This window comes from Pseudoclavibacter sp. VKM Ac-2867 (assembly GCF_015351275.1).
GTDB lineage: Bacteria > Actinomycetota > Actinomycetes > Actinomycetales > Microbacteriaceae > Pseudoclavibacter.
This window is the reverse complement of the sequence record NZ_JADKSL010000003.1, coordinates 1-24063: the sequence shown is the minus strand read 5'-3', so window position 1 is coordinate 24063 and position 24063 is coordinate 1. Positions and strand designations below refer to the sequence as shown.

The 24063-nt window shown below is 68.1% G+C and carries 19 protein-coding genes and 1 other RNA gene; 10 read left to right on the top strand and 10 right to left on the bottom strand.

Features of this window, described 5'->3' with window-relative positions; all coding sequences use genetic code 11:
• The first annotated feature begins 16 nt into the window (after nt 1-16).
• Complete coding sequence (locus ITJ67_RS04465; RefSeq protein WP_194676901.1) at nt 17-1306, top strand: bifunctional o-acetylhomoserine/o-acetylserine sulfhydrylase; 1290 nt, start codon at nt 17-19, stop codon at nt 1304-1306.
• A 28-nt stretch (nt 1307-1334) separates the two neighbouring features.
• A complete protein-coding gene (gene metX / locus ITJ67_RS04460; protein ID WP_160072229.1) occupies nt 1335-2543 on the top strand; it encodes a homoserine O-acetyltransferase MetX in 1209 nt (402 codons plus the stop codon).
• On the opposite strand, the gene ITJ67_RS04455 is transcribed toward metX, so the two are convergent.
• From ITJ67_RS04455 to ITJ67_RS04435, 5 genes are all read right to left on the bottom strand, one after another.
• The gene (locus tag ITJ67_RS04455) at nt 2436-3821 is read right to left on the bottom strand and encodes a glycosyltransferase 87 family protein (RefSeq protein WP_194676900.1); all 1386 of its coding nucleotides are present in this window, start codon (nt 3819-3821) and stop codon (nt 2436-2438) included. The two genes, metX and ITJ67_RS04455, sit on opposite strands and share 108 nt — an antisense overlap.
• A gap of 20 nt (nt 3822-3841) precedes the next feature.
• On the bottom strand, nt 3842-4777 hold the full coding sequence (locus ITJ67_RS04450) for an ADP-dependent NAD(P)H-hydrate dehydratase (RefSeq protein ID WP_160072233.1): 936 nt from the start codon (nt 4775-4777) through the stop codon (nt 3842-3844).
• A 68-nt stretch (nt 4778-4845) separates the two neighbouring features.
• The gene (locus ITJ67_RS04445; protein WP_104241525.1) at nt 4846-5889 is read right to left on the bottom strand and encodes a hemolysin family protein; all 1044 of its coding nucleotides are present in this window, start codon (nt 5887-5889) and stop codon (nt 4846-4848) included.
• Nucleotides 5882-7228 carry a hemolysin family protein gene (locus ITJ67_RS04440; protein ID WP_104242103.1) on the bottom strand — a complete coding sequence of 449 codons (1347 nt, stop codon included), beginning with the start codon at nt 7226-7228 and terminating at the stop codon, nt 5882-5884. Before ITJ67_RS04440 ends, ITJ67_RS04445 begins: the two co-directional genes overlap by 8 nt.
• 181 nt (nt 7229-7409) lie before the next feature.
• The gene (locus tag ITJ67_RS04435; RefSeq protein ID WP_194676899.1) at nt 7410-8849 is read right to left on the bottom strand and encodes a GuaB1 family IMP dehydrogenase-related protein; all 1440 of its coding nucleotides are present in this window, start codon (nt 8847-8849) and stop codon (nt 7410-7412) included.
• Between the two features lie 145 nt (nt 8850-8994).
• On the opposite strand from ITJ67_RS04435, the gene ITJ67_RS04430 reads away from it, so the two are divergent.
• Nucleotides 8995-12702 (top strand): multifunctional oxoglutarate decarboxylase/oxoglutarate dehydrogenase thiamine pyrophosphate-binding subunit/dihydrolipoyllysine-residue succinyltransferase subunit, encoded by a 3708-nt coding sequence (locus tag ITJ67_RS04430; protein WP_194676898.1) that lies wholly within the window; start codon nt 8995-8997, stop codon nt 12700-12702.
• Nucleotides 12703-12785: 83 nt separating this feature from the next.
• On the opposite strand, the gene ITJ67_RS04425 is transcribed toward ITJ67_RS04430, so the two are convergent.
• Genes ITJ67_RS04425 through ITJ67_RS04415 form a run of 3 tightly spaced genes read right to left on the bottom strand, consistent with a single transcriptional unit; the run spans nt 12786 to nt 14252 of the window.
• Nucleotides 12786-13328 (bottom strand): hypothetical protein, encoded by a 543-nt coding sequence (locus ITJ67_RS04425; RefSeq protein WP_194676897.1) that lies wholly within the window; start codon nt 13326-13328, stop codon nt 12786-12788.
• Between the two features lie 31 nt (nt 13329-13359).
• On the bottom strand, nt 13360-13620 hold the full coding sequence (locus tag ITJ67_RS04420) for a zf-HC2 domain-containing protein (RefSeq protein ID WP_104330785.1): 261 nt from the start codon (nt 13618-13620) through the stop codon (nt 13360-13362).
• Nucleotides 13617-14252, bottom strand: a complete 636-nt coding sequence (locus ITJ67_RS04415; RefSeq protein WP_104241530.1) for a sigma-70 family RNA polymerase sigma factor — start codon at nt 14250-14252, stop codon at nt 13617-13619. Before ITJ67_RS04415 ends, ITJ67_RS04420 begins: the two co-directional genes overlap by 4 nt.
• A 149-nt stretch (nt 14253-14401) precedes the next feature.
• On the opposite strand from ITJ67_RS04415, the gene aroA reads away from it, so the two are divergent.
• The 3 genes from aroA to ITJ67_RS04400 are packed head-to-tail and all read left to right on the top strand — an operon-like array spanning nt 14402 to nt 17753.
• Entirely contained in the window at nt 14402-15847 is a 1446-nt protein-coding gene (aroA, locus tag ITJ67_RS04410; protein ID WP_194676896.1) for a 3-phosphoshikimate 1-carboxyvinyltransferase, read from the top strand.
• 2 nt (nt 15848-15849) lie between these two features.
• Nucleotides 15850-16911 (top strand): ribosome small subunit-dependent GTPase A, encoded by a 1062-nt coding sequence (gene rsgA, locus ITJ67_RS04405; protein ID WP_160072241.1) that lies wholly within the window; start codon nt 15850-15852, stop codon nt 16909-16911.
• A 26-nt stretch (nt 16912-16937) separates the two neighbouring features.
• Complete coding sequence (locus tag ITJ67_RS04400) at nt 16938-17753, top strand: inositol monophosphatase family protein (RefSeq protein WP_104298600.1); 816 nt, start codon at nt 16938-16940, stop codon at nt 17751-17753.
• Between the two features lie 56 nt (nt 17754-17809).
• Here the strand turns inward: ITJ67_RS04400 and ITJ67_RS04395 are convergent, their stop codons facing one another.
• The gene (locus tag ITJ67_RS04395; protein ID WP_160072242.1) at nt 17810-19363 is read right to left on the bottom strand and encodes an MFS transporter; all 1554 of its coding nucleotides are present in this window, start codon (nt 19361-19363) and stop codon (nt 17810-17812) included.
• 160 nt (nt 19364-19523) lie between these two features.
• On the opposite strand from ITJ67_RS04395, the gene ITJ67_RS04390 reads away from it, so the two are divergent.
• The 3 genes from ITJ67_RS04390 (at nt 19524) to ITJ67_RS04380 (ending at nt 21335) form a co-directional block, all read left to right on the top strand.
• Nucleotides 19524-20099, top strand: coding sequence for a septum formation family protein (locus tag ITJ67_RS04390; RefSeq protein WP_160072243.1), 576 nt, complete (start codon nt 19524-19526; stop codon nt 20097-20099).
• Nucleotides 20100-20108: 9 nt separating this feature from the next.
• A complete protein-coding gene (locus ITJ67_RS04385) occupies nt 20109-20552 on the top strand; it encodes a septum formation family protein (protein ID WP_194676895.1) in 444 nt (147 codons plus the stop codon).
• A gap of 150 nt (nt 20553-20702) precedes the next feature.
• The gene (locus ITJ67_RS04380; protein WP_194676894.1) at nt 20703-21335 is read left to right on the top strand and encodes a DNA-3-methyladenine glycosylase I; all 633 of its coding nucleotides are present in this window, start codon (nt 20703-20705) and stop codon (nt 21333-21335) included.
• Nucleotides 21336-21417: 82 nt separating this feature from the next.
• Here ITJ67_RS04380 and ssrA read toward each other — a convergent pair.
• Nucleotides 21418-21786: a transfer-messenger RNA gene (gene ssrA / locus ITJ67_RS04375) on the bottom strand.
• Between the two features lie 171 nt (nt 21787-21957).
• Between ssrA and ITJ67_RS04370 the strand changes: the two genes are divergently transcribed.
• Nucleotides 21958-24012: a hypothetical protein gene (locus tag ITJ67_RS04370; RefSeq protein ID WP_194676893.1), complete on the top strand. Its 2055-nt coding sequence runs from the start codon at nt 21958-21960 to the stop codon at nt 24010-24012.
• Nucleotides 24013-24063: the final 51 nt, after the last annotated feature.

The window sequence follows — 24063 nt, the reverse complement described above, 5'->3', positions numbered from 1 at the left end:
GACACGGAGGCTACCCATGACCCAGAGCTTCGAGACCAGGCAGATCCACGCAGGCTCTGCCCCCGACCCCACGACCAACGCGGTCGTCACCCCGATCTACCAGACGACCTCGTACGTGTTCGATGACGCACAGCACGCGGCCGATCTCTTCTCGCTCTCGCGAGCCGGGAACATCTACACGCGCATCACGAACCCCACGACCGCAGTGCTCGAGGCGCGCATCGCCGACCTTGAAGGCGGTAGCGGGGCTCTCGCGCTCGCCTCCGGCCAGGCGGCAGAGACGTTCGCGATCCTGAACATCGCCGGAGCCGGCGACCACATCGTGTCCTCGACGTCCATCTACGGCGGCACGTTCAACCTCTTCAAGTACACGTTCGCGAAGCTCGGCATCGACGTCACCTTCGTCGAGGACCAGAACAACCCAGACGCCTGGCGTGCAGCGGCGAAGGACAACACGAAGCTGTTCTTCGGCGAGACGATCGGCAACCCGGCCGTCAACATCCTCGATATCGAGACAGTCGCCACGGTCGCTCACGAGGTCGGCGTGCCCCTCATCGTCGACAACACCATCGCCACCCCCTTCCTCATCCGGCCCTTCGAGCACGGGGCCGACATCGTCGTCCACTCCGCGACGAAGTTCCTCGGCGGCCACGGGGCCGTGATCGGCGGCGTCATCGTCGACGGCGGCACCTTCCCCTGGGATGAGCACAAGGACCGCTTCCCCGGCCTGTCCGAGCCCGACCCGAGCTACGACGGCCTCAGCTACACGGGCGCCCTCGGCAACGCCAACGCGTTCCACACCAAGGCCCGAGTGCAGCTGCTGCGCGACATCGGCGCGTCCATCGCGCCCGCTTCGTCCTGGCAGATCCTGCAGGGTGTCGAGACGCTGAGCCTTCGCATGGAGCGCCACGTCTCCAACGCGACCGCGATCGCGTCGTGGCTCCAGGGCCACGCCGAGGTGCAGAACGTCAACTACGCGGGCCTCGAGTCGAGCCCCTGGAATGTCCTGGCGAAGCGCTACGCGCCGAACGGCGCGGGTGCCATCCTGTCGTTCGAGCTCCGCGGCGGCGTCGAAGCTGGCCGAAAGCTCGTCGAGCGCGTGCAGCTCTTCAGCCACCTCGCGAACATCGGCGACGTCCGCAGCCTCATCGTCCACCCGCCGTCGACGACGCACTCGCAGCTCACCCCAGAGCAGCTCCTCGCATCCGGCATCAACCCCGGACTCGTGCGGCTCTCAGTCGGACTCGAGAACGTCGACGACCTCATCGCGGACCTCTCGCAGGCCCTCGACTCGCTTCGCGCCTAGGCGCGGGGTAGCCGCTAGCCTGGCGCTGATGGACTGGACAGATCACGGCATCTCGCCGCCGAGCGGCAGAATTCCGAACGACGAATTGCGGGCGGTCTCGCTGAGGCCGCCCGCCTCGGGCGCGTGGCGCGACGGCGACGACGTCGGCCACCGCCAGTTCGCCTGGCTCGGGGCGTTCAGCCCCGAGCACGGCGGCGAGCTCCCGCTCATCCGGCTCGCCTACGAGACGTGGGGCACGCTCAACGCCGACCGCTCGAACGCGATCCTCGTGCTCCACGCGCTCACCGGCGACTCGCACGTGGAGGGGCCGCTCGGGCCCGGACATCCGACCGCCGGCTGGTGGCCGGGCATCGTCGGCCCCGGGGCGCCTCTCGACACGGACCGCTACTTCGTGATCGCCCCCAACATGCTCGGCGGCTGCCAGGGCTCGACGGGACCCGCGAGCCTCGATGCTCGCGGAAACGCGTACGGCGCCTCCTTCCCGGTGCTCACGATCCGCGACCAGGTGCGAGCGCAGGCGCTGCTCGCGGATGAACTCGGCATCGCCTCGTTCGCCGCCGTCATCGGCGGCTCCATGGGCGGCATGCACGCGCTGGAGTGGGGCATCATGTACCCCGACCGCACGCAGCGGCTCGTCGTGATGAGTGCCCCCGCGGCGTCCGATGCGCAGACCATCGCGCAGAACACCCTGCAGATCGACGCCATCAGGCTCGATCCGAACTTCAACGGGGGCGACTACGCGGACGAACCCGCCGGGTTCGGACCGCACCGCGGCCTCGCCCTCGCGCGGCGCCTCGCCATGCTCAACTACAGGTCGGGCACCGAGCTCGACGACCGCTTCGGACGCAGCTGGCAGTCCAACCTCAGCCCGGAGCAGGACGAAGGGCGCTACGCCGTCGAGTCCTACCTCGACTTCCACGGCAACCGCTTCACGCGGCGCTTCGACGCCAACAGCTACATCACGCTGCTGACGGCCATGAGCTCGCACAACGTCGGCCGCGATCGCGGGGGCCTCGATGCTGCGCTCGCGCGCGTCACCGCATCCACCATGGTCATCGGCATCTCGACGGACGTGCTCTTCCCGCCCGAGACGCAGCACCGCATCGCCGAGGGCGTGCAGAACAGCTACTCAGGCGACAGAGCCGTCACGATCAGGTCGAGCTTCGGCCACGACGGGTTCCTGCTCGAGATCCACCACGTCGGCGACGCCATCCGCTCCATGCTCGCGAACGGCTGAGCTCGCCGGGGTGCGAGCCGCCGAGCTGCCCCTCTGAACCCCGCGCACGGTGCGCCTGCTGCGCGGCCACATGGCCCAGAGCGCCCAGATGAGCAGCACGACCAGCAGGCCGTTGCGACCCGCGAGGAGCGCGACGCCGGCGGAGTGGGCGTCGGTCACGAAGTTGTAGTTGCCTGGATAGATGATCTGCGTGAGCCAGGCGATGCACAGGGCGATGCCGGCGGGCAGCGCGAAGCGCCTGATGTCCACGATGAGCCCGAACACGATGACCGGCGCGAGCCACGTGATGAACTGCGGCGAGCCGACCTTGTTGAAGACGATGAACGAGAGCACAAGCGCGAGCGACAGGGCTGGGAACAGGCGCGTGAACGGCATGCCCCGGCGCTTGGAGACCAGCGCGAGCAGCACCACCCCGAGCACGGCGACGGCCAGCAGCGGCGTGAGCAGAGCGCTCACGAACTCCGTGCCTGGACCGTCGACCTGGAAGGTCAGGATCTCCATCGAGTAGTAGGCGTCGTAGCCGGGCACCTGCATGGATGCGAGCCACATGGGCACGGTCGCGGCGACCGCCTCGACCTGCAGCCCTCGTCCCGTCTGCTCGGTCACGAAGGAGAACACGTTCGACCCGCCACCGAGCGCGAGGGCCGGGATGAGCACGGCGGCGCACACGACGACGGCACCCGCAACGAGCCAGAGCCGGTGTCGCAGCACGATTAAGGCCGCGGCGAACACGGCAGCTGGCCAGATCTTGAGCCACGCCCCGAACGTGAGCAGGGCACCGGCGATCTCGGGACGACGCCGAAGCGCCAGCAGCGCGAGGATCGCGATCGGCACGCTCACCGCATCGATGCGGCCGAGCGCCACCGGTCCGAGCAGGGCCATGAGCACGAGCCACCACCAGGCGGCGATCTGCCGCAGCCCGGCGTCGCGAGACGAGGGACGCCACAGCGTCAGCGCCGCGAAGGCGACGGCGTTGCCTGCGGCAACGACAAGCAGCCAGCCCAAGCCGTAGTTCGCCTGCCCTCCGACCGCGTCGGCCAACAGCATCGGCAGCAGCGAGGGCAGCGGGTACACGAAAGTCGCATCGATGCCGGGCACCTGCCCCAGCTGGGCCTGGTCGACCCACCCGCGGTACACCTGGAACACGTCGCCCATGGGGTTCGAGAGCGAGTAGAGGTTCACGAGGATCAGCACGTAGTGGACGCCCGCGAAGGCAAGCCAGAGCGTCACGATCGAGAGAGGGCCCGGCCAGTGACGGGCGATCCACGACGTAGTCATGCGGGACAAGCTACCCCAGGTCAGGCGCGCAGCTTGGACGCCACGAGCGCTCCGACGAGGCGCGGCAGCGCAGCGGTCGCGTCGCTCGCCCTGATCGGCGCACCAGGACCGAACCTCGTGAGCTCGTCGATCGGGTCAAGCAGCGCGGAAGCGGCCTCAAAGTTCCCCGCGTTCAGCTGCGAAGCCAGCCAGCCAGCTCGCGCGTGCAGCCAGACAGCCGCTGCCGCGAGGTGCTGCGGCTCCGGCTGCTCGGCCACGTCTCGCTTCGAGGCGACGGCGCTCAGCGCCCCCATGGCCCCGGCCAGCACATCGCCGGTCCCCGCCGTGGCGAGCCAGGCTCCCGGAGCATCCACGACGATCGTCGGGCCGTCCCCCGCGATGTAGGTGCGGTGCCCCTTGAGCACGAGCGTGCAGCCGAGACGATCCGTCACGAGGCGGACAGCCTGCTCCGGCTCCTTGATGACGTCGGTGGCGTGCACCTCGGTGTCCTCGAGCTTCGTGATGAGGGCGGCGAGCTCGGCCGCGTGGGGCGTCAGGATGCATCGGCGCACGTGGTGTCCTCCCAGCACGCGCTTGGCGATCTGCCCGAGTGCGCCGGAATCGGCGATGACCGTCGCGTCGAGCTCACGAGCCCGATCAAGCGCTTCCCGCGCCTCGCTGGTGCGCCGCACGTCCTTCGGATCCACTCCGGACCCGACGACAAGCGCATCGAACGACGCGAGATCGGCGACGACCTCCGGACTCTGCCACAGCACAGCCTTGGTCTCCGCCTCGCCCCCTGCGTAGCGCACCATCCCGATCCCGGTCGCGAGGGCGGCCCTCGTGCCCAGTACGGCGGCGCCCGGGTAGTGCGTGGAGCCCGTCACGAACGCCGTGACACCCCGGCGGTACTTGTGGTCGTCCTCGCGCGGCGCGAAGACGCTGGCCGCGGCATCCTGAGCATCGAATTCCCTCACCCGGCCATACTGGTCGCTCTTCGACGACACGCCAAGTCGCCACCTCGCTCCGGTGAGGAGACCGAGGGTCAGTGCCGAGCGGTCGCGTCCCGGATCTCGCCGACGAGCTCCTCGATGATGTCCTCGAGGAACAGCACACCGAGCGTGTTGCCCTCTCGGTCGAGGACCCGCGCCAGGTGGCTCCCCGTGCGCCGCATCGTGGCGAGCGCGTCCTCGAGATCGGCCTCGTCGTGCATCGAGTCGAGCGAGCGGATGCGCTTGACCGGGATGGGCTGGTCGAACTCGTCGGGCTTGTCGAGGTCGAGCACGTCCTTCAGGTGCACGTAGCCGGAGAATTCACCCTCCTCGTCCAGGATGATGTAGCGCGAGTAGCCGTGCTCGGAGACCGCGCGCTGCAGCATCTCCGGCGTCGCCTCCGGCGGCAGCACCACGAGCTGCTCGCCCGCGATCGCGACAGCGGCGACCTTCTTCGCCGTGAACTCGAAGGTGTTCGAGAGCGTGCCCGCACGATCCATGAGCACACCCTCGCGCTTGGACTGCTCGACGATGCCCGCGACCTCGTCGAAGGTGAACGCACTCGTCGTCTCGGCCTTCGGCTCGACGCCGAACAAGCGCAGCGTCGTGTTGGCGATGCCGTTCAGCGCCCAGATGACCGGTGCGAAGAGCCGCGAGAAGAACACGAGCGGCGGGGCGAGTAGGAGCGCAGCGCGGTCAGGGACCGAGAAGGAGATGTTCTTCGGGACCATCTCGCCGAGCACGACATGCAGGTACGAGACGACGATGAGCGCGATGACAAACGCGATCGTGGAGATCATCTCCTCGCTGAGCCCCGTCGCGGAGAGCGGGATCTCGAGCAGGTGATGCAGCGCCGGCTCCGAGACGTTGAGGATCAGCAACGAGCAGACGGTGATGCCGAGCTGGCTCGTCGCGAGCATGCCGGTCGCGTGCTCCATCGCATAGAGCGTCTGCTGCGCGGCCTTGCTGCCGCGCTCGGCTCGGGGCTCGATCTGCGATCGCTTCGCCGAGATGACCGCGAACTCCGCACCGACGAAGAAGGCGTTCGCGGCGAGGAGCACCACGAGCCAGGCTAGTCCAGACCAGTACTCAGCCACGGTTCTCCTTCTCGGCGTGCTTGTCGGCGAGGCGCTGCATGAGCGCCTCCCTCGACTCGTACGACTCATTCGGCGTGAACGCGACGCGATCGACCCGGCGCCCCTCCATCCGCTCGACGCGGAACGTGCCGACGGGGACCTGCACCTCGTCGCCCACCGCGGGGATGCGCTCGAGCGCGTTCATCATGAAGCCAGCGACGGTCTCGAAGGGCCCGTCGTCGTCGAGCTCGATGTTCAGGCGGTCCCTCACCTCATCGGGTCGGAGCATCCCGTCGAACGTCGTGCGGCCCTTGGCGCGCACGACGTCGAGATGCGCTCGGTCGTGCTCGTCGACGAGTTCGCCGACGATCTCCTCCACGAGATCCTCGAGGGTGACGACTCCGTTCGTGCCGCCGTACTCGTCGAGGACGACGGCGAGCTGGAAGCCGCCGGAGCGGAGCTCGGCGAGCAGAGCATCGAGCCCCAGCGTCTCCGGCACGAGCAGCGCATCCGTCTTGATCGCGCCGACCGGCACGGAACGGCGGCGATCGAGCGGCAGCGAGACCGCGTTCTTCAGGTGTGCGACGCCGACGATCTCGTCGATGTCCTCGCCGGTCACCGGGAATCGGGAATGGCCCGTCGACTTCGCGAGGTCGATGAGGTCCTGGACAGGCGCGTCGACCGCGATGGACTGCACACGTGGCCTGGGCGTCATGACGTCCGCCGCGATGTGGTCGGAGAATCGCAGCGTGCGGCTCAAGAGCACCGCCCGCTCGCCCTCGAGCAGCCCGACGAGCGCGGAGCGGCGGACGAGGCTGGAGAGCTCCTCCGCCGTTCGGGCGCCGGAGAGCTCCTCCTTGGGCTCGATGCCGAGAGCGCGGATGAGGCCGTTGGCACTTCCGTTGAGCACCGCGACGGCGGGGCGGAAGACGGTTGTGAACGCGACCTGCAGCGGGATGAGGAACTTCGCTGTCGCGCGCGGCACGGCGAGGGCGAAGTTCTTCGGGATCAGCTCTCCCATGACCATCGAGAGCCCCGTGGCGATCACGATCGCGAGCACGGCGCCGACGGGGCGCACGGCGTCCTCCGGCAGCCCCACGGCACCGAGCGGTGACGAGAGCAGCGACGAGATCGCCGGCTCCATCGTGTAGCCGGTGAGGAGGGTCGTCAGCGTGATGCCGAGCTGCGCGCTCGAGAGGTGCGTCGACGTGTGCTTGAGCGCGTTGATGGTCGGGGTGAGGCGCTTCTCCCCGCGTTCCCGACGCTTCTCGAGGTCGTTGCGGTCGAGGTTGACAAGCGCGAACTCAGACCCGACGAAGACGCCGGTCCCCACCGTCAGGAGCACGCCGATGCCGAGCATGACCCACTCGTTCACGAGCCTTCACCCCGCGATATAGGGATGGTGCCAGGATGCCGGGCCGGGGAGGAGGAGGCGCTCAGCGCAGGCGCAGCTGCGGCGCGTGAAGGTGCGGATCGCGGAGGATGATCATCGTCCATAGTTGCCACGAAGTATAGCGAAGACGACCCCCACGCGACCGCGACTACCAGGACACCGGGAGGGCCTTGCCCTCTTCGTAGCCGGCGGCCGACTGGATCCCGACCTTCGCGCGCTGGCGGAACTCCGGAAGCGAGTCGGCGCCCGCGTAGGTGAAGGACGATCGCACGCCCGTCGTGATCATGTCGATCAGGTCGTCGAGACTGGGACGCTTCGGGTCGAGCATGATCTTCGAGGACGAGATCCCTTCCGCGAAGAGCAGCTTGCGGGCGCGCTCGTAGGGCTCGAGGTCGCCGAACCGAGCCTCGACGGCCTTGGTCGAGGCCATGCCGAACGACTCCTTGAACCAGTTGCCCGACTCGTCCGTCCGGACCGTGCCCGGCGCTTCGACGGTGCCGGCGAACCAAGAGCCGATCATGACGGCGGAGCCTCCGGCGGCGAGCGCGAGAGCGACATCGCGCGGGTACCGCACTCCGCCATCCGCCCATACGCGTGCCCCGAGCGCATGCGCCGTCTCCGAGGTCTCCAGCACGGCCGAGAACTGCGGACGGCCGACGGCCGTCATCATGCGGGTCGTGCACATCGCACCCGGTCCGACGCCGACCTTGATGATGCTCGCCCCAGCGGACACGAGGTCGTGGACTCCGCTACCGCTCACCACGTTCCCGGCGACGATGGGAACGCCGAGCTCCGCGCCGCGGACCGCCTCGATGGCGCGCAGCATGCTCCCTTGGTGGCCGTGCGCCGTGTCGAGCACGAGGACGTCAGCACCGGCTTCCACGAGCGCCCGAGCACGCTCGACCGCGTTGCGCGACACGCCGACAGCGACCGCGACACGCAGACGGCCCTGCGAATCGAGCGCAGGTCGATAGATCGTGCTGCGCAGGGCACCGCCCGAGGTGACCGTCGCGACTTCGCCGGTCTCGGTCCGGACGGGAGCGAAGCTCGACCCGGTCTCGGCGAACGAGTTGAAGACCGCGCGCGAGTCGCGCGCGAGCGAGACGGGGATCTCGTCGACGAAGTGGTGGCTCAGGTCGGCGAGCACGGCGTCGCTCGGGACACGCGCGAGGGTCGAGGCCTGCAGGACTCCCAGCACATCTCCGGTGGGCCCGAGCACCGAGACGCCGAAGCCTGCGACAGGCGGCACGAGCTCGAGCACGTCACCGACGGTCGCTTCTCCCTTCGCGGTGAACGGAGTGTCCAGCACTGGATCCTGGGATTTCACCCAGCGGATGGCGGATTCCAGCTCCTCCAGCGACATGTCCTGGGGAAGGACTCCGAGCCCGCCGCGGCGCGCGATGGCGGCTGCCATGCGGGGCCCGGTGACCGCGTTCATGTTCGAGGCGACCAGCGGAATCGTCATGCCGGTCCCGTCGTCCGGGGCGAGCGAGACGTTGAGTCTCGAGCCCACGTCGGAACGACTCGGAATGAGGAACACATCGGAGTAGGTGAGCTCGTGGTGAGGGGCGGGACCAGAGAAGTGCATGGCCTCCAGATTACTTTGCGGAGCCCCCTCCACACCCCACTTTCGCGCAGAGCGCTCGCCAAGGGCGTTAGGCTTGTCACTCGATGGGGTCGCCGCCCAGATTCGGCGCGTCCCGCATCACTAGACGAACGCGAGACGAACTCAGGTGGCGAGTCATTTGACCAGTGCGGGTACAGACGAAGCAAAGTCCGATTTCGGAGCCAATGACTGGCTCGTCGAGGAGATGTACGAAAAGTACGTCAAGGACCCGAAGAGCGTAGACGAGGCCTGGTGGCCGACGCTCGAGCAGTACGCGAAGCAGCAGGGCGCTGCTCCCGCGAAGACGGCGCCAGCGGCTCAGCCCGCCAAGGCGGTTCCGGCTCCCGCGGCTGAGGCGAAGAAGCCAGCGGCCGACGGCGAGGCTCGCAAGCAGGCGAAGACGACTGCCGCAGCCCCCCAGGAGAAGCTCATCCCAGCGGACGCACCCGCCGCTGACAAGGAGAAGGCGCCGTCGCGCGAGAACATCGTGTCGCCGCTCAAGGGCATGGCGAAGGCCATCGCCAAGAACATGGACATCTCCCTGCAGGTGCCGACGGCCACGAGCTACCGCGAGATCCCCGCGAAGCTCATGATCGACAACCGCATCGTGATCAACAACCACCTCCGGCGGACCCGCGGTGGCAAGGTCTCGTTCACGCACCTCATCGGCTGGGCGCTCGTCAAGGCGCTCATCAAGTTCCCGAGCATGAACGTCTACTACGACGAGATCGACGGCAAGCCATCCGCCATCGAGCCAGCGCACGTCAACCTCGGCATCGCGATCGACGTGCCGAAGCCGGACGGAACCCGCGCCCTGGTCGTGCCTAGCATCAAGCAGGCCGAGACCCTCAACTTCCGCGAGTTCCTCGGAGCGTACGAGGAGCTCATCAAGCGCGGACGCCAGAACAAGCTCAGCGGAGACGACTACGCGGGCACCACCATCTCGCTCACGAACCCGGGCGGCATGGGAACACTCCAGTCCGTCCCGAGGCTCATGAAGGGTCAGGGCGCCATCATCGGTGCCGGCGCCCTCGACTACCCGGCTCCCTACCAGGGCATGGCGCAGCACGTCCTCGACGACCTCGCCATCTCGAAGCGCCTCACCATCTCGAGCACCTACGACCACCGGGTCATCCAGGGCGCCGGCTCCGGTGAGTTCCTGAAGATCGTGCACGAGCACCTCACGGGCAAGCACAACTTCTACGAGGAGATCTTCGCCTCGCTGCGCATCCCGTACAAGCCTGTCGTGTGGTCGCAAGACGTGCACGTCGACCTCGCCGCGTCCATCAACAAGACAGCGCGCGTGCAGCAGCTCATCAACATGTACCGCGTCCGCGGCCACATGATGGCGGACATCGACCCCTTGCAGTACGTGCAGCGCACGCACCCCGACCTCGAGATCGAGAATCACGGACTCACGTTCTGGGACCTCGAGCGCGAGTTCGTCGCGGACGGCTTCGGCGGCAGCCAGCGGATGCTCAAGCTCCGCGACATCCTCGGCATCCTGCGCGACTCCTACTGCCGCACGATCGGCATCGAGTACATGCACATCCAGGACCCGGAGCAGCGCGCCTGGTTCCAGGACGAGCTGGAGCACCCGTACACGAAGCCCACGCACGAAGAGCAGATGCGCATCCTCAACAAGCTCAACGAGGCTGAGGCGTTCGAGACCTTCCTGCAGACGAAGTACGTCGGCCAGAAGCGCTTCTCCCTCGAGGGATCCGAGTCGGTCATCTCGCTGCTCGACACGATCATCCAGGGTGCAGCGGAGGAGGACCTCGACGAGGTCGCCATCGGCATGGCCCACCGTGGTCGCCTCAACGTCCTCACGAACATCGCGGGGAAGACCTACGGGCAGATCTTCCGCGAGTTCGAGGGCGTGCAGTCGAGCTCCGGGCGCGGCAACTCCGGCGACGTGAAGTACCACCTCGGCATCGAGGGAACTTTCACGGCGGCATCCGGCGCGACGATCCCCGTCTACCTCGCCGCCAACCCCTCGCACCTCGAGGCGGTGAACGGCGTGCTCGAGGGCATCGTGCGCGGCAAGATCGACCGCAAGTCCGACGGCCGCGACGCCGTGCTGCCGATCCTCATCCACGGTGACGCGGCGATGGCCGGCCAGGGTGTCGTCTACGAGACGATGCAGATGTCGCAGCTCCGCGCCTACCGCACGGGCGGCACGATCCACGTGAACATCAACAACCAGGTCGGCTTCACGACCACCCCGCGCGACGCCCGCTCGTCGATGTACTCGACCGACGTCGCGAAGGCCATCTCGGCTCCCGTCTTCCACGTGAACGGCGACGACCCCGAATCGGTGGCTCGCGTCGCCGAGCTCGCGTTCGCCTACCGCCAGCGCTTCAAGCGCGATGTCGTCATCGACCTCATCTCGTACCGTCGCCGTGGCCACAACGAGGGCGACGACCCGTCGATGACGCAGCCCCTCATGTACAACCTCATCGAGGCGAAGCGCTCCGTTCGCAAGCTCTACGCGGAAGCCCTCGTCGGCCGTGGCGACATCACGCAGGACGAGTTCGATGCGGCGCAGAAGGACTTCCACGACCGCCTCGAGCGCGCCTTCGCGGAGACCCACCAGGCGCAGACGCAGTCGACGCCCATCTCCGCGGCCGAGCTCTCGGCCGTCGGCTCTCGCGAGGAGAACCACCGCTCCGAGCCTGACTCGACCGCCGTCGCCCGCGAGGTCGTCGAGATCATCGGCGACGCGCACGGGAACCCGCCAGAGGGCTTCTCGGTGCACACCAAGCTCAAGGCGGTGCTCTCCAAGCGAGAGCAGATGAGCCGAGACGGTGGCATCGACTGGGCATTCGGCGAGCTCCTCGCGCTCGGCTCGCTCCTCATGGAGGGCACGCCGGTGCGCATGTCGGGCCAGGACTCGCGTCGCGGCACGTTCGTGCAGCGCCACGCGCTCTTCCACGATCGCCTCAACGGCCAGAACTGGCTGCCGTTGTCGAACCTCAGCGACAACCAGGCACCGATCTCCATCTACGACTCGTTCCTGAGCGAGTACGCGGTGCTGGGCTTCGAATACGGCTACTCGGTCGAGCGACCAGACGCGCTCGTGCTCTGGGAAGCGCAGTTCGGTGACTTCGTCAACGGCGCGCAGACCATCATCGACGAGTTCATCTCGGCGTCCGAGCAGAAGTGGAACCAGCGCTCAAGCGTCGTGCTGCTGCTCCCCCACGGCTACGAGGGCCAGGGCCCCGACCACTCGTCAGCCCGCATCGAGCGCTTCCTGACGCTCGCCGCGGAAGAGAACATGACAGTCGCGATGCCGTCCACGCCTGCGTCGCACTTCCACCTGCTGCGCCGCCAGGCGTACGCGCGTCCCCGCAAGCCACTCGTGATCTTCACACCGAAGTCGATGCTGCGTCTCCGCAGCGCGGTCTCGCCGGTCGAGGACTTCACGAACGGCTCGTTCCGCCCCGTCCTCGACGACGAGCGGATCACGGACAAGGCGGCCGTGCGCCGCGTCGTGCTGCACGCTGGCAAGCTGCACTACGACCTGCGCGCGGAGCTCGACAAGCGCGAGGACACGAGCGTCGCGCTCGTGCGCCTCGAGCAGTTCTACCCGATGCCAGGCGAAGAGATCAACCGTCTCCTCGCCGAGTACCCGAACGCCGAGATCGTCTACGCGCAGGACGAGCCGGAGAACCAGGGAGCGTGGCCGTTCATCCGCACGCACCTCGCCCCAATGCTCGAAGGACGCACGATCCGAGCCGTCACACGACCGGAGTCCTCGGCACCTTCCGTGGGCACCATGAAGGCTCACCAGCGCCAGCAGGCTGAGCTCATCGAGGGCGTTCTCGCCGACTAGGCTGCGCGCCTCGTCTGCACGACGAAGACGCCCGCTCCGAGCAATCGGGCGGGCGTCTTCGTCGTGTGCGTGCGCGTGCGCGGCTAACGACCAGTCAGGAGCGCCACGGCGTCGTCGAGGTACGCGGCGAGCGCGCTCGAGCTGCCGGCGCCGAGGCCCGCCTGGGCGCCGGGCACGGCACCCCAGTGCAGCACGACCTCGCCGCCGACGACCTCCAGCCCAGGGTGTGCGTCGACCCCCAGGCCGTCGGAGAGCTGGATCGGAGTCGCCCCGTAGTTGACGGTCTCGCCCACCTCGAAACCCGAGCGCAGCGCGGCCAGCTGGACGCGGCGACGCTCGGCGGCGAGGGCTGACTGCTCGCTGTAGTGGTCGGGCTGCTTGGCGACGCGAATGACCGAACCGACCCGGTACAGCCCGCCTCGGTCGTCCAGCAGCAGCTCGCGCAGCCGCCAGACACTGGAGACACGTCGCATGACGGGCCCGCGACGGATCCCGAGCACCGGACGGCGCTCGACGAGCTCGCCGAGCGTCTCACGCCTGGCAGCCCGCGCGTCCAGTTCGGCTACCACTTCGCCGACGCGCTCCGACAGAGCGCGCCAGGCCTGATCGTTCGGGTCTGCAGTCATCTGCCGCGTGGGCGTCTCGGTCCTGCTCGGCTCAGTTCGCGACGGGCGTGCCGTGCGAGCGCTGGATGCTGCGGAGCTGGTCGAGCACGTGCAGCCGCAGTTCCTCCGGAGCGCGTTCCTTGCAGGCTCGCTGCACGACCTCCATGAGCGAACGATTCACGTGCAGCTCGCTCTCGCAGTCCTTGCAGTGCTCGAGGTGCTCGCGAATGTCGCTCGCATCCGTACTGGCGAGCTCGTTGCGCAGGTACTCCTCGAGGGCGTCCTTCGCTTTCTCGCAACCGCAATCGGTCATTTCTTGCTCCCTGTTTCCTGCTCGTCCCCGTCCAAGGGCGGAATGATGCCGTTCTCCCTCGCGTAGCCGGTGAGGCGATCGCGAAGCAGACGCCTGCCGCGGTGGAGCCGCGACATGACGGTGCCGACGGGGGTCTTCATGATGTCTGCGATCTCCTTGTAGGAGAAGCCCTCCACATCCGCGAGGAAGACCGCGAGGCGGAAGTCCTCAGGGATCGCCTGGAGGGCGTCCTTCACCGTCGAATCGGGAAGGTGGTCGATTGCCTCGGCCTCAGCCGACCGCGACGACGTCTGCGCGGTCGCCGATTCGGCGCCGCCCAGCTGCCAGTCCTCGAGGTCCTCCAACGCATTCGCGTACGGTTCCCGCTGCTTCTTGCGGTACGAGTTGATGAAGAGGTTCGTAAGGATGCGGTACAGCCACGCCTTGAGGTTCGTGCCCTGCTCGAAGCGAGCGAACGCGACGAAGGCCTTCACGAAGGTCTCCTGCACGAGATCCTGCGCATCCGCAGGGTTCCGAGTCATGCGCATGGCCGCCGCGTACAACTGGTCGATGTACTGCAGCGCCTGCTCCTCGAACAGCTGCCGGAGTTCGTCCTGGTCTGGGGTCGCCTGAGGCGACTTCTGCTCACTCATTACGCGTGAGTGTACTGCCGTGCGCCGCTCAGCGGCTTGACGCCTCGGCGGCGCGAGCGTTGTCGGCAAGGGCTGCCCTCCTCTTCGATGTCAGGTGGAAACGCATTTCCGGGTGGTGCGCGCGTGTGTGGCGGTATCGTTGTCAACCAATGGAGATCTTTGGCTATTCCGGACCACGCTTCGACCTGTACCGAGATGACGAGGGCAGCGAGCCGCTGACCCTCGGCGACGGTCCGTGGGAGGCTCCGACGGCGACTTCGCCGATCGACGCGCGCCTGCAGATCCCCGGGTCGAAGAGCCTCACGAATCGCGAGCTCGTGCTCTCGGCGCTTGCGGAGGGGCCCTCGAAGCTCCGGCATCCGCTCTGGGCCAGGGACACGGAGCTCATGATCGACGCGCTTCGGCAGCTCGGCACCCAGATCACCGAGGTGCCCGGCGACGGGCGGTTCGGGAACGATCTCGAGATCACGCCCGGTGAGCTCGAAGGCGGCGTCTCGATCGACTGCGGTCTCGCGGGCACGGTCATGCGATTCGTTCCCCCGCTCGCATCCCTCGCGCTCGGCCCGGTGGCCTTCGACGGCGACGAGGCCGCACGCCGACGCCCGATGAAGGGCACGGTGGATGCGCTCAAGGCGCTCGGCGTGGAAGTGCGCGACGACGGCAGGGGCGGCCTGCCCTTCTCGCTGTACGGCACCGGTGAGGTCGCGGGCGGCGAGATCACGATCGACGCAGGAGCCTCCAGCCAGTTCGTTTCCGGGCTGCTCATGGCGGGCGCGCGCTTCACGGACGGACTCACGCTCATCCACTCCGGCGATCGGGTTCCGAGCCAGCCGCACATCGACATGACGCTGGCGGCGCTGCGCGACCGCGGCGTCGACATCGACGACTCGACGCCAGGCACCTGGCGTGCCGAGCCCGGCGCCATCGACGGGCGCGAGCTGACGATCGAGCCGGACCTCTCCAACGCAGAGCCGTTCCTGATCGCCGCGATCGTCGCTGGCGGCAGCGTCTCGATCGAGGACTGGCCGGAGTCGACCACGCAGGTCGGTTCGCACCTCCAGCATCTCCTCCCCCTGTTCGGCGCGACCATCTCGGTCGAGGACGGCGTACTCACCTGCACGGTCGAGCGCGGCATCGCCGAGGGAGCTGAGGTGCCCGGTGTCGACCTGGATCTCTCCGAGGCCGGTGAGCTCGCCCCGAACCTGGCAGCGCTGTGCGGGCTGTGCACGACCACGAGCCGCATCACGGGAATCGCGCACCTCCGCGGTCACGAGACCGACCGCGTCGCGGCCATCGCGGCAGAGCTGCGCGGCATCGGCTGCGAGGTCACAGAGCTCGAAGACGGACTCGAGATCGTTCCAGGAGCGCGCACGGCGCACGAATGGCGAAGCTACGAGGACCACCGCATGGCCACATCGGGCGCCATCGTGGGTCTCGCCATCGCGGGCGTGACGGTCGACGACATCCACGCGACGAACAAGACGCTGCCCCAGTTCGTGCAGCTCTGGCAGGACATGCTCCACCAGGGCACCCACAGCGACCCGGATGAGGGCGAGGACGACGGCAGCGTCGACCTCGCGGCCTTCGCCATCTGACCGTGTCCCGCTCACTCGGCGATGCGTTCGACGCCTACGGCGACTGGGATGAGGAGGACATCCGTGTCCGTCCGAACCCCAAGGCGAACAAGCCAAGGTCCAAGCAGCGCCCGAAGCACAGCGATGCGGTGACGGGGCGCGTCGTCACCGTCGACCGTGGCCGCTACACGGTGCTCCTCGACGAGGGAACACCAGAGGAACGCACGGTCACCGCCGCGAAGGCGCGAGAGATCGGCCGCACGGCGATCGTGACGGGCGACCTCGTCGACCTCGTCGGCGACACGACCGGCGACACCGGCAGCCTCTCCCGCATCGTCCGCATCTGCGAGCGGAAGACGCTGCTCCGACGCAGCGCCGACGACACCGACCAGGTCGAGCGCGTCATCGTCGCGAACGCCGATCAGATGCTGATCGTCGCCGCGACGGCCCAGCCCGAGCCGCGGCCTCGACTCATCGACCGCTACCTCGTCGCTGCGCTCGACGCCGGCATCCAACCGCTCCTCGTGCTGACGAAGACCGACGTGGCGCCTGCGGATGAGCTCCGTGCGCTCGTCGAGCCCCTCGGCGTGAAGGTCTTCGAGTCGCGCCCCGGCGGTGAGCCCATCGAGGAGCTCCGCGCCGCCCTCAGCGGGCACACGACCGTGGCCGTCGGTCACTCGGGCGTCGGCAAGTCGACCCTCGTCAACGCCCTCGTCCCCGGCACCCTTCGCGAGACGGGTGTCGTGAACGCGGTCACCGGTCGTGGCAGGCACACGTCCTCCTCCACCCTCGCCGTCCGCGTCGAGGACTCGGACGGGCACACGGGCTGGATCATCGACACCCCTGGCGTCCGCTCCTTCGGCCTCGGACATGTGAACCGCGACAACGTGCTGCAGGGCTTCACCGAGCTCTCTGCGATCGCCGAGGAATGCCCTCGAGGCTGCACGCACCGGGCCGACGCCCCGGACTGCGCGCTCGACGACGCCGTGCGCGACGGGGAGCTCGACGAGGCCGGAATCGCCAGGCTCGACTCCTTGCGACGCCTGTTCCTCTCCCTCGATCAGGCAGCGGACACCGCCTACTGATCACCGGGCTGGCCTAGGCTGAGCTGGTGGCCACCGAACTCCTGCATCCGCTCTCCTCCGACCTTCGTCTCGCCAGAGAGCTCGCCGACATCGCCGACGCGATCTCGATGAAGCACTTCAACTCGCGCTCGCTCGGGGTGTACGAGAAAGAGGACCGCACGCCGGTGACGGATGCGGATCGCGCTGTCGAGCAGGCGCTGCGCTCGCGTCTCGCGGAGACGCGTCCGAGCGACGCCATCCTGGGCGAGGAGTACGGCTCGCACGGCACCTCCCGCAGACAGTGGATCATCGATCCGATCGACGGCACGGCGAACTTCATGCGCGGCATCCCGATCTGGGCGACGCTCATCTCCCTCGTCATCGATGGCGTCCCCGAGGTGGGCGTCGTCTCGGCACCTGGTCTCAACCGCCGGTGGTGGGGCGCGACAGGCCAGGGCGCGTACCTCGATGACGACCTCAGCGACAGCGACGTCGCGACGGACCGGCGCATCCAGGTGAGCGCCGTCGACGAGCTCGAACGCGCCTCCATCAGCTACAACAGTCTCAAGGGCTGGGACGAAGCGGGGCGTTCAGCGCAGCTGCTGGAGTTCAGCCGTGCCGTGTGGCGCACGCGCGCGGTCGGCGAGGTCTGGTCGTACATGCTGGTCGCGGAAGGCGCGATGGAGGTCGCGGGCGAGTTCGACCTGCAGCCGTACGACATGGCCGCGATCGTGCCGATCGTCGTCGAAGCCGGCGGCACATTCACGAGCATGGATGGCGAGGAGGGCCCGTGGCACGGGAGCGCCCTCGCCACGAATGGGCTCCTGCACGAGCAGGCGCTCAAGGCGCTCGCCGCGCGCTGATCTCGGCCCGCTGATCTCCGCCCACTGATCTCCGCCCGGGTCCCGGCCCGCGCGGGTCACTCCCCCGCTGGCTGAGCGCGCTGGCGTCTGCGGTGGCCGGCGAGGTCGACGATGGCGACCACGAGCGTGATGCAGGACAGGCCGATGACGACGATGAGCCCGCCTGCGACGGACGCCTTGTACGCCTCCTGGACCACGGGCGAGCTCGTGTCCGGGCCCGTTCCCGCGACCTGCAGTGCCGCGACGCCAGCGAAGAAGACGGAGCTGCCGATCGCGAGCCCCATCGCATTTCCGAGGCGCTGACCGACCTGCGCGAACGAGCCTGCGATGCCGGCCTGCTCGACGGGAACGTGCAGCAGCATCCGCATCTGGTTCGCACCCATGACGAGCCCCGCCCCCGCTCCGGAGATGATGAGGGCGGCACTCACCAGGTACGGCGAGAGCTCCGGTTCAGCCAGTTGGGTGACGACGAGCACCACGGCGTAGCCCACCGCGAAGAGGGCGACGCCGACAGCGACGAGCGTCGCGCCGTGGTGGAACGTCCACTTGCCAGACACCGCGGCGACCACGGCGGACGTGAGGGCGTATGGCACCGAGACTGCGCCGACCAGCACGGCCGGATGTCCGAGTCCCTGCTGGAGGAACAGCGTCACGAGCAGGAAGCCGACCGGCATGGCCGCGAAGAAGAGCGTCGTGATGAGCACCCCGTACCGGTACGAGGGCGTGCGGAAGAGCGCGAAGTCGACGACGGGGGTCTTGCCGAGACGGAGATAGCGCCGTTCCCAGAGGATGAAGCCGACGAAGAGAGCGACCGCCGGTGCGATCAGCCACCAGCGTGCGGGGTTGTCGGTGTCGCGTCCCGAGGTGAGGACGAAGGGCAGCATCGTCGTGAGCACGGCCAGGCCCAGGAGGGCGACGCCGAAGAGGTCGAGGGTCTGGCCTCGAGCCACCTCCTGCTTCGAGGGCAGGAGACGCCAGGCAAACGGGAGCACGATGAGCGCAAGCGGGACGTTCATCGCGAAGGTCCAGCGCCAGCCCGCCTCTTCCCCGAGGAGGCCGATGAGCAGCCCGCCGATGGTCGGACCGAACGCCGTGCCGAGGCCCACGATGGCGCCGAAGATGCCGAAGGCCCTGCCTCTCTCCTGCCCCGTGAAGAGCTGCTGGATGAGTCCGAGCACCTGGGGCATGAGGATGCCGGCCGCGAATCCCTGCAGGATGCGCCCGCCGATGAGCATCTCCGTCGTGACGCTCAGCGCGCACACCAGCGAGGCTAGTCCGAAGGCGACGAGGCCGATGAGGAACAGGCGCTTGCGATTCCAGAGGTCGCCGAGTCTGCCCGAGGGGACGAGGAGGATGCCGAACGCGAGGACGTAGCCGGCCACGATGAGCTGCACGTCGGACGAGGCAGCCCCGAGGGTGTGCTCGATCGGCCCGAGGGTCACGTTGACCTTGGCGAGGTCCAGGATCGTGAGGACCGCGACCGCCGCGCACACGGCGAAGGCTGGCCAGCGCGACGCCTCCTGCGTGGATGGCGACGACACGGACGACGGTGAGGTCGCGCCGAGCTGTTCGTCTGACCGCTGCTTGGGGGAAGTCGCGTCTCGTGGCATATGGAGCACATGCTACGCCGCTCTCCGGAACCGCACGGGCCGCTGCGCCTGGTCTGGGCCTCAGTGGTGATCTTCGGGAATGCGGCAATACACTGGTCCAGTCGCGACTCCGGGAGCGGCATGGAGCTCTGGACCCCGTACACCCCCACGAGGAGCAACGATGCGAACCGCCGCCGTACGAAGCGCCGCAGGCGCGTCCCTTGGGCTCAGCGCCCTCCTCCTGCTCAGCGGATGCACGCTGGTCACGACCCTCGCGGGTGGCGGCTCGGACCCGGTGGTGACGACATCGTCCACCGCAGAGGCGACGGAGTCGTCGACGACCACGCCGACGGAGAGCGAGACCGCGACGCCCACGCCGACGGCGGTCGCAGGAACGATGACCGGCATCGAAGATCTTCAGGTGGGCGACTGCTTCGACCTCGAGTCCGGTGCCGACGACGCCGAGCTGTTCCCGAACTGCGACTCGCTGCACACCTTCGAGGCGTACCACACGGAAGACATGCAGGGCGGAGCTGACTTCCCTGGCGACGCAGCGGTGGATACTGCGCTCCAGGACATCTGCTCGGCCGCCTTTGCCGGCTTCATCGGCGCCGAGCCCTTCCTGACGAGCTGGAACTACACCGGCATCGTCCCCAGCGCGGAGTCGTGGGGTGGCGGTGACCGCGAGGTCCTCTGCATCGTGACTCCCGTAGACGGCCAGCCGACGGCTGGCACGGCAGCGGGCTCAGCCAGCTAGCCTGGGAGCGTGGCTCACCGATTCCCTGCAACGATCCTGACCGCGCTCCTCGCGGGAGTCGCTCTGACGGCCTGCGCTGCTTCGCCCGATGCTCCGCGGATGGTGCCGATCACGGAGCTGTCTGCCGGTGACTGCTTCTCGTCGAACGCGGAGCAGACGGTCGCCACGATCGCTGAGGCCTGCGACACCCCGCATCTCTACCAGGTGCTGTCCATCACGCCATCGGAGCTGGGCGAGGGCTTCCCCGGTGAGGAGGCTCTGACCGCCGAGGCCGACGCGCGGTGCGCCGCAGATTTTGCTGGGCTCGGCTCCGATGCCACGGCGGGGCTCACCGCCCTGCACCTCGTCCCGAGCGAGGCGAGCTGGGCCGAGGGAGACCGCGACCTCGCCTGTCTGGTCGCGAGCAGCGATGGCGCAGAGCTGACCGGCTCGCAGGTGCCAGCGGGGAGCTAGCTCCTCCGCTCGGTTGGCTGTGGACAAGTGCGGCGGGGTGTCGGAGGCTCCGGGTACCGTTCTCAACACAGCAGGTTCTCGATCAGTGCCGTTCGCGTCCGTCCCGGTTCGCGGAGATTGCAGGATTCCGCGTCCGGAGAGGAAAGACCCATGCCAGCATCCACCCAGCCGACCGCAGCGCTCCCCTCGACAGAGCTCGTGATCGGCGAAGATGGGCTGGCCCGCCCGCCCTGGGCCAGCCAGGATCAGCTGCTGATGGACTACTACGACACGGAGTGGGGCATGCCGATCGCCGACGAGCGAGGCGTGTTCGAACGGCTGTGCCTCGAGATCTTCCAATCCGGGCTCTCGTGGCGGCTCATCCTGCAGCGTCGCCCCCTCCTGCGGGCCGCGTTCAGCGGCTTCGATGTCGATGCCGTCGCCGAGTTCGGTGACGACGACCTCGAGCGGCTGATGCTCGACGCAGGTGTCATCCGCAACCGCCTGAAGATCTCGTCGATCATCAAGAACGCGCGCGCGACGATCGCCCTTCGCGAGAGCGAACCGCTGCACGAGCTGATCTGGAGCGCGAAGCCGCAGGCCACGCCGAGGCCGAGGACCGTTGCCGAGGTCCCGAGCAGCAGCGAGGAGTCCAGGTGGCTCACGAAGCAGCTCAAAGCTCGCGGCTTCAGCTTCGTCGGGCCGACCAACCTCTTCGCGCTCATGGAAGCCATCGGCGTCGTGGACACGCACCTGGTCGGCAGCCACAGGCGCGGCAGCTCCGGGGTGTGGCCGGAGAGCTGAGCGGCGTCACCCGCAGAGACAACAGTGCCCCGGCTGCCGAGTCGATGACCTGGCAGTCGGGGCGTTGCTCATGACGTGGGTTTCGTGGAGATGGGGGGAATCGAACCCCCGTCCACAACTACGAAACCGCGGCTTCTCCGGGTGCAGTCTGTCTACTGTTCTACTTGGCTCCGATCATGGGGACAGACACCTTGATCGACGAGCCCAGTTCCAGTGCAAGTCCCGTGGTGCCCTGAAACACAACACCACAGCAAGTTCCCTTAATGACGCCAGCTACCGGAGCGGGAACTCCCCCGGGCTGACGGACTATCGGACTCGCTTAAGCAGCGAGGGCGAAGTCGGTGCGCTTAGCGTTAGCACCTATGTTTTGCGAGGGGCGTTTACGAGATAACCCCGCATCCTCGACCCGCTTCACGCCGATTCACCAGTCATGTCGAAACCGATCATCCCCGTGAGCCGAGTCTCCTCGGCGGCGTTCCACGTCATGAGCACTGTTGAGTTGCAGCTGCCAGAAGAACTGGCAGCTCCTAAACATACGTCAAGTCGGCCGAGAAATCCACGTCCTGGGCTGCTCAGGGCAAGCCTGAAGGCGATTCCCGGGAGGACCAGTAACCTGAACCCCATGAGCGGCAATGACTTTGAAGGATTCGGGCGCCCGAATTGGCAGAAGCCCGAGAATGGCGACGAACACGCCCCGGAGTCTGGGGGCGAGTCTCAGGAGACGCAGGCGGGTGAAGCACCGCAGCAGGACCTGCCAGAGGTGACCGAGCAGTCCGGGAACGCCGACGCGACCTCCGGGCACGAGGGTTTCGGCGCGCACTTCGGCCGACCCGCTGAACAGCAGCCCGACACACCTGCCCCGGATGCGACCGGGTACGAGGCCCCAGCGGCCCCCACCTGGCCGCAGTCCCCCGAGCAGAACGTGCCGCCTGCCCCCGTGACTCCCGTCGCGGATTCGTCGCACGACGAGACTGCGCCGCCCGAGCAGAACAGCACCGAGGTCCTCGGCTTCGGCGAGGAGAACCAGACGGCGGTCCTCGGACGCGGAGACAGCAACCAGACGGAGATCCTCGACTCGGGCGCGCCTGCCGCACCGAGCTGGGACCAGTCCCCCACCCAGGACCAGGGTGCGTGGAACGACCAGGGCCCCGCGGCTCCCGGCGCAGCGTGGGACCAGCAGGCGTCAGCTCCCGTCTGGGGACAGTCTGCGCCAGAGACCCAGGATGCACCGACGACGCAGACACCGGCCTGGAACGCCCCCGCCGCCCAGGACGGCCAGGGGCAGGGCCCCGGTCAGGGCGGCTTCGACGCGCCAGCGTTCGGCGACCCGAATGTCCCGCCCGCCTACGGTGGCGCGAACGAGGCACCGGCGTACGGCTCCACCGCGTCGGCCGCGGCAGCGCCCGCCTTCGGCGCAGCCTACGGCGCACAAGAGCAGGCCGGCGCGTGGAACGGCACGCCCGACAATCAGACTCCAGCCCCCTACGCGCCGGGTCAGGCACCCGGCCAGGCTGTCGGCGCGCCGGCGTTCGGCGACAACGGAGGCGGCGGCTTCCAGGGCGGCGGACCGGGTGGCCCGAACGACTTCGGCAACGGCGCCCAGCGGAAGAAGCCCTGGTTCCGCAAACCAGCCATCCTGATCCCGGCGATCATTGGCGTTGTGGTCCTCGTGGGCGCGGCCGTAGCGATCCCCGTGACCATCCACAACAACAACGTGAACCGCGGCGACGAGCTGGCGGCGGCGTTCCAGACCGACCTCGACGCGCACTACGCCGACTGGACGACCGAGAACCTCGACCTCGTCTCGAACGTCACGATCTCCGCATCCCTCGGCGAGAACACCGACTTCTTCTCGCAGTCCGCGGCGCAGATGTCGGACTTCTCGACCCGGTGCGGGAACGTGGCGACCGCCGAGACGACCATCACCGACCTCGCGAGCTCGACCGTGCCCGCGCTGACCGTCGAAGAAGGCGCAGACGCCTCCGAGGCGTACAAGGCGGCACAGACCGAGAGCGATGGGCTCAGCGAGCGACGCGACATCGTCGCGAACTTCGCCGACACGGCCAGTGCCGACGTCGCCGCCCTGCAGCAGTTCTGCGAGGCGTTCCCGAAGTACAACTCGATCTACAACACGTTCGGAACGCAGCTCGCGGCACTGTCCAGCACGGTCTTCACCATCCCGGACGGCCAGAACATCGACCTCGGGAACAACCTGTACTACCCGTGCAACGTGTCGACGGGCTGCCCGGACTACAGCGACCCGAACATCGGCACCAAGATCGCCGATTCCATCAAATCGACCTACGTCGATTTCTACCGCGGCATCGCCGACCTGGCCGCGTCCGAGTGCTTCCTCGATGAGCTCAGCGACGTGTGCACGAGCTACAGCACGGAATTCGGCAAGGCAGCGGATGCTGCGCAGGCGGCTTCCGACTCGTACCGCTCGGAGACGCTCAGCCTCACCGTCGGCGCAGTGCCCTTCGCGAACTCCGCACCGCTGTTCACGGCGATGTTCGACTCGTTCGATGCGGCTGATGCGGCCGTGCAGACGGCTTGGTGGAGCGCTGATCCTTCTTCCAACGGGCAGAGCGATCGGGGCTGGCAGTCGCGCAGCCTGAAGACGCTCCTCTCGGCGCACGAGAGCTCGATCGCGACGCTCGTCGAGAGCGTGCGCTGACCTCCTGAAGCGCGGACAGCGATGCGGCCCCCGATCCACTGGATCGGGGGC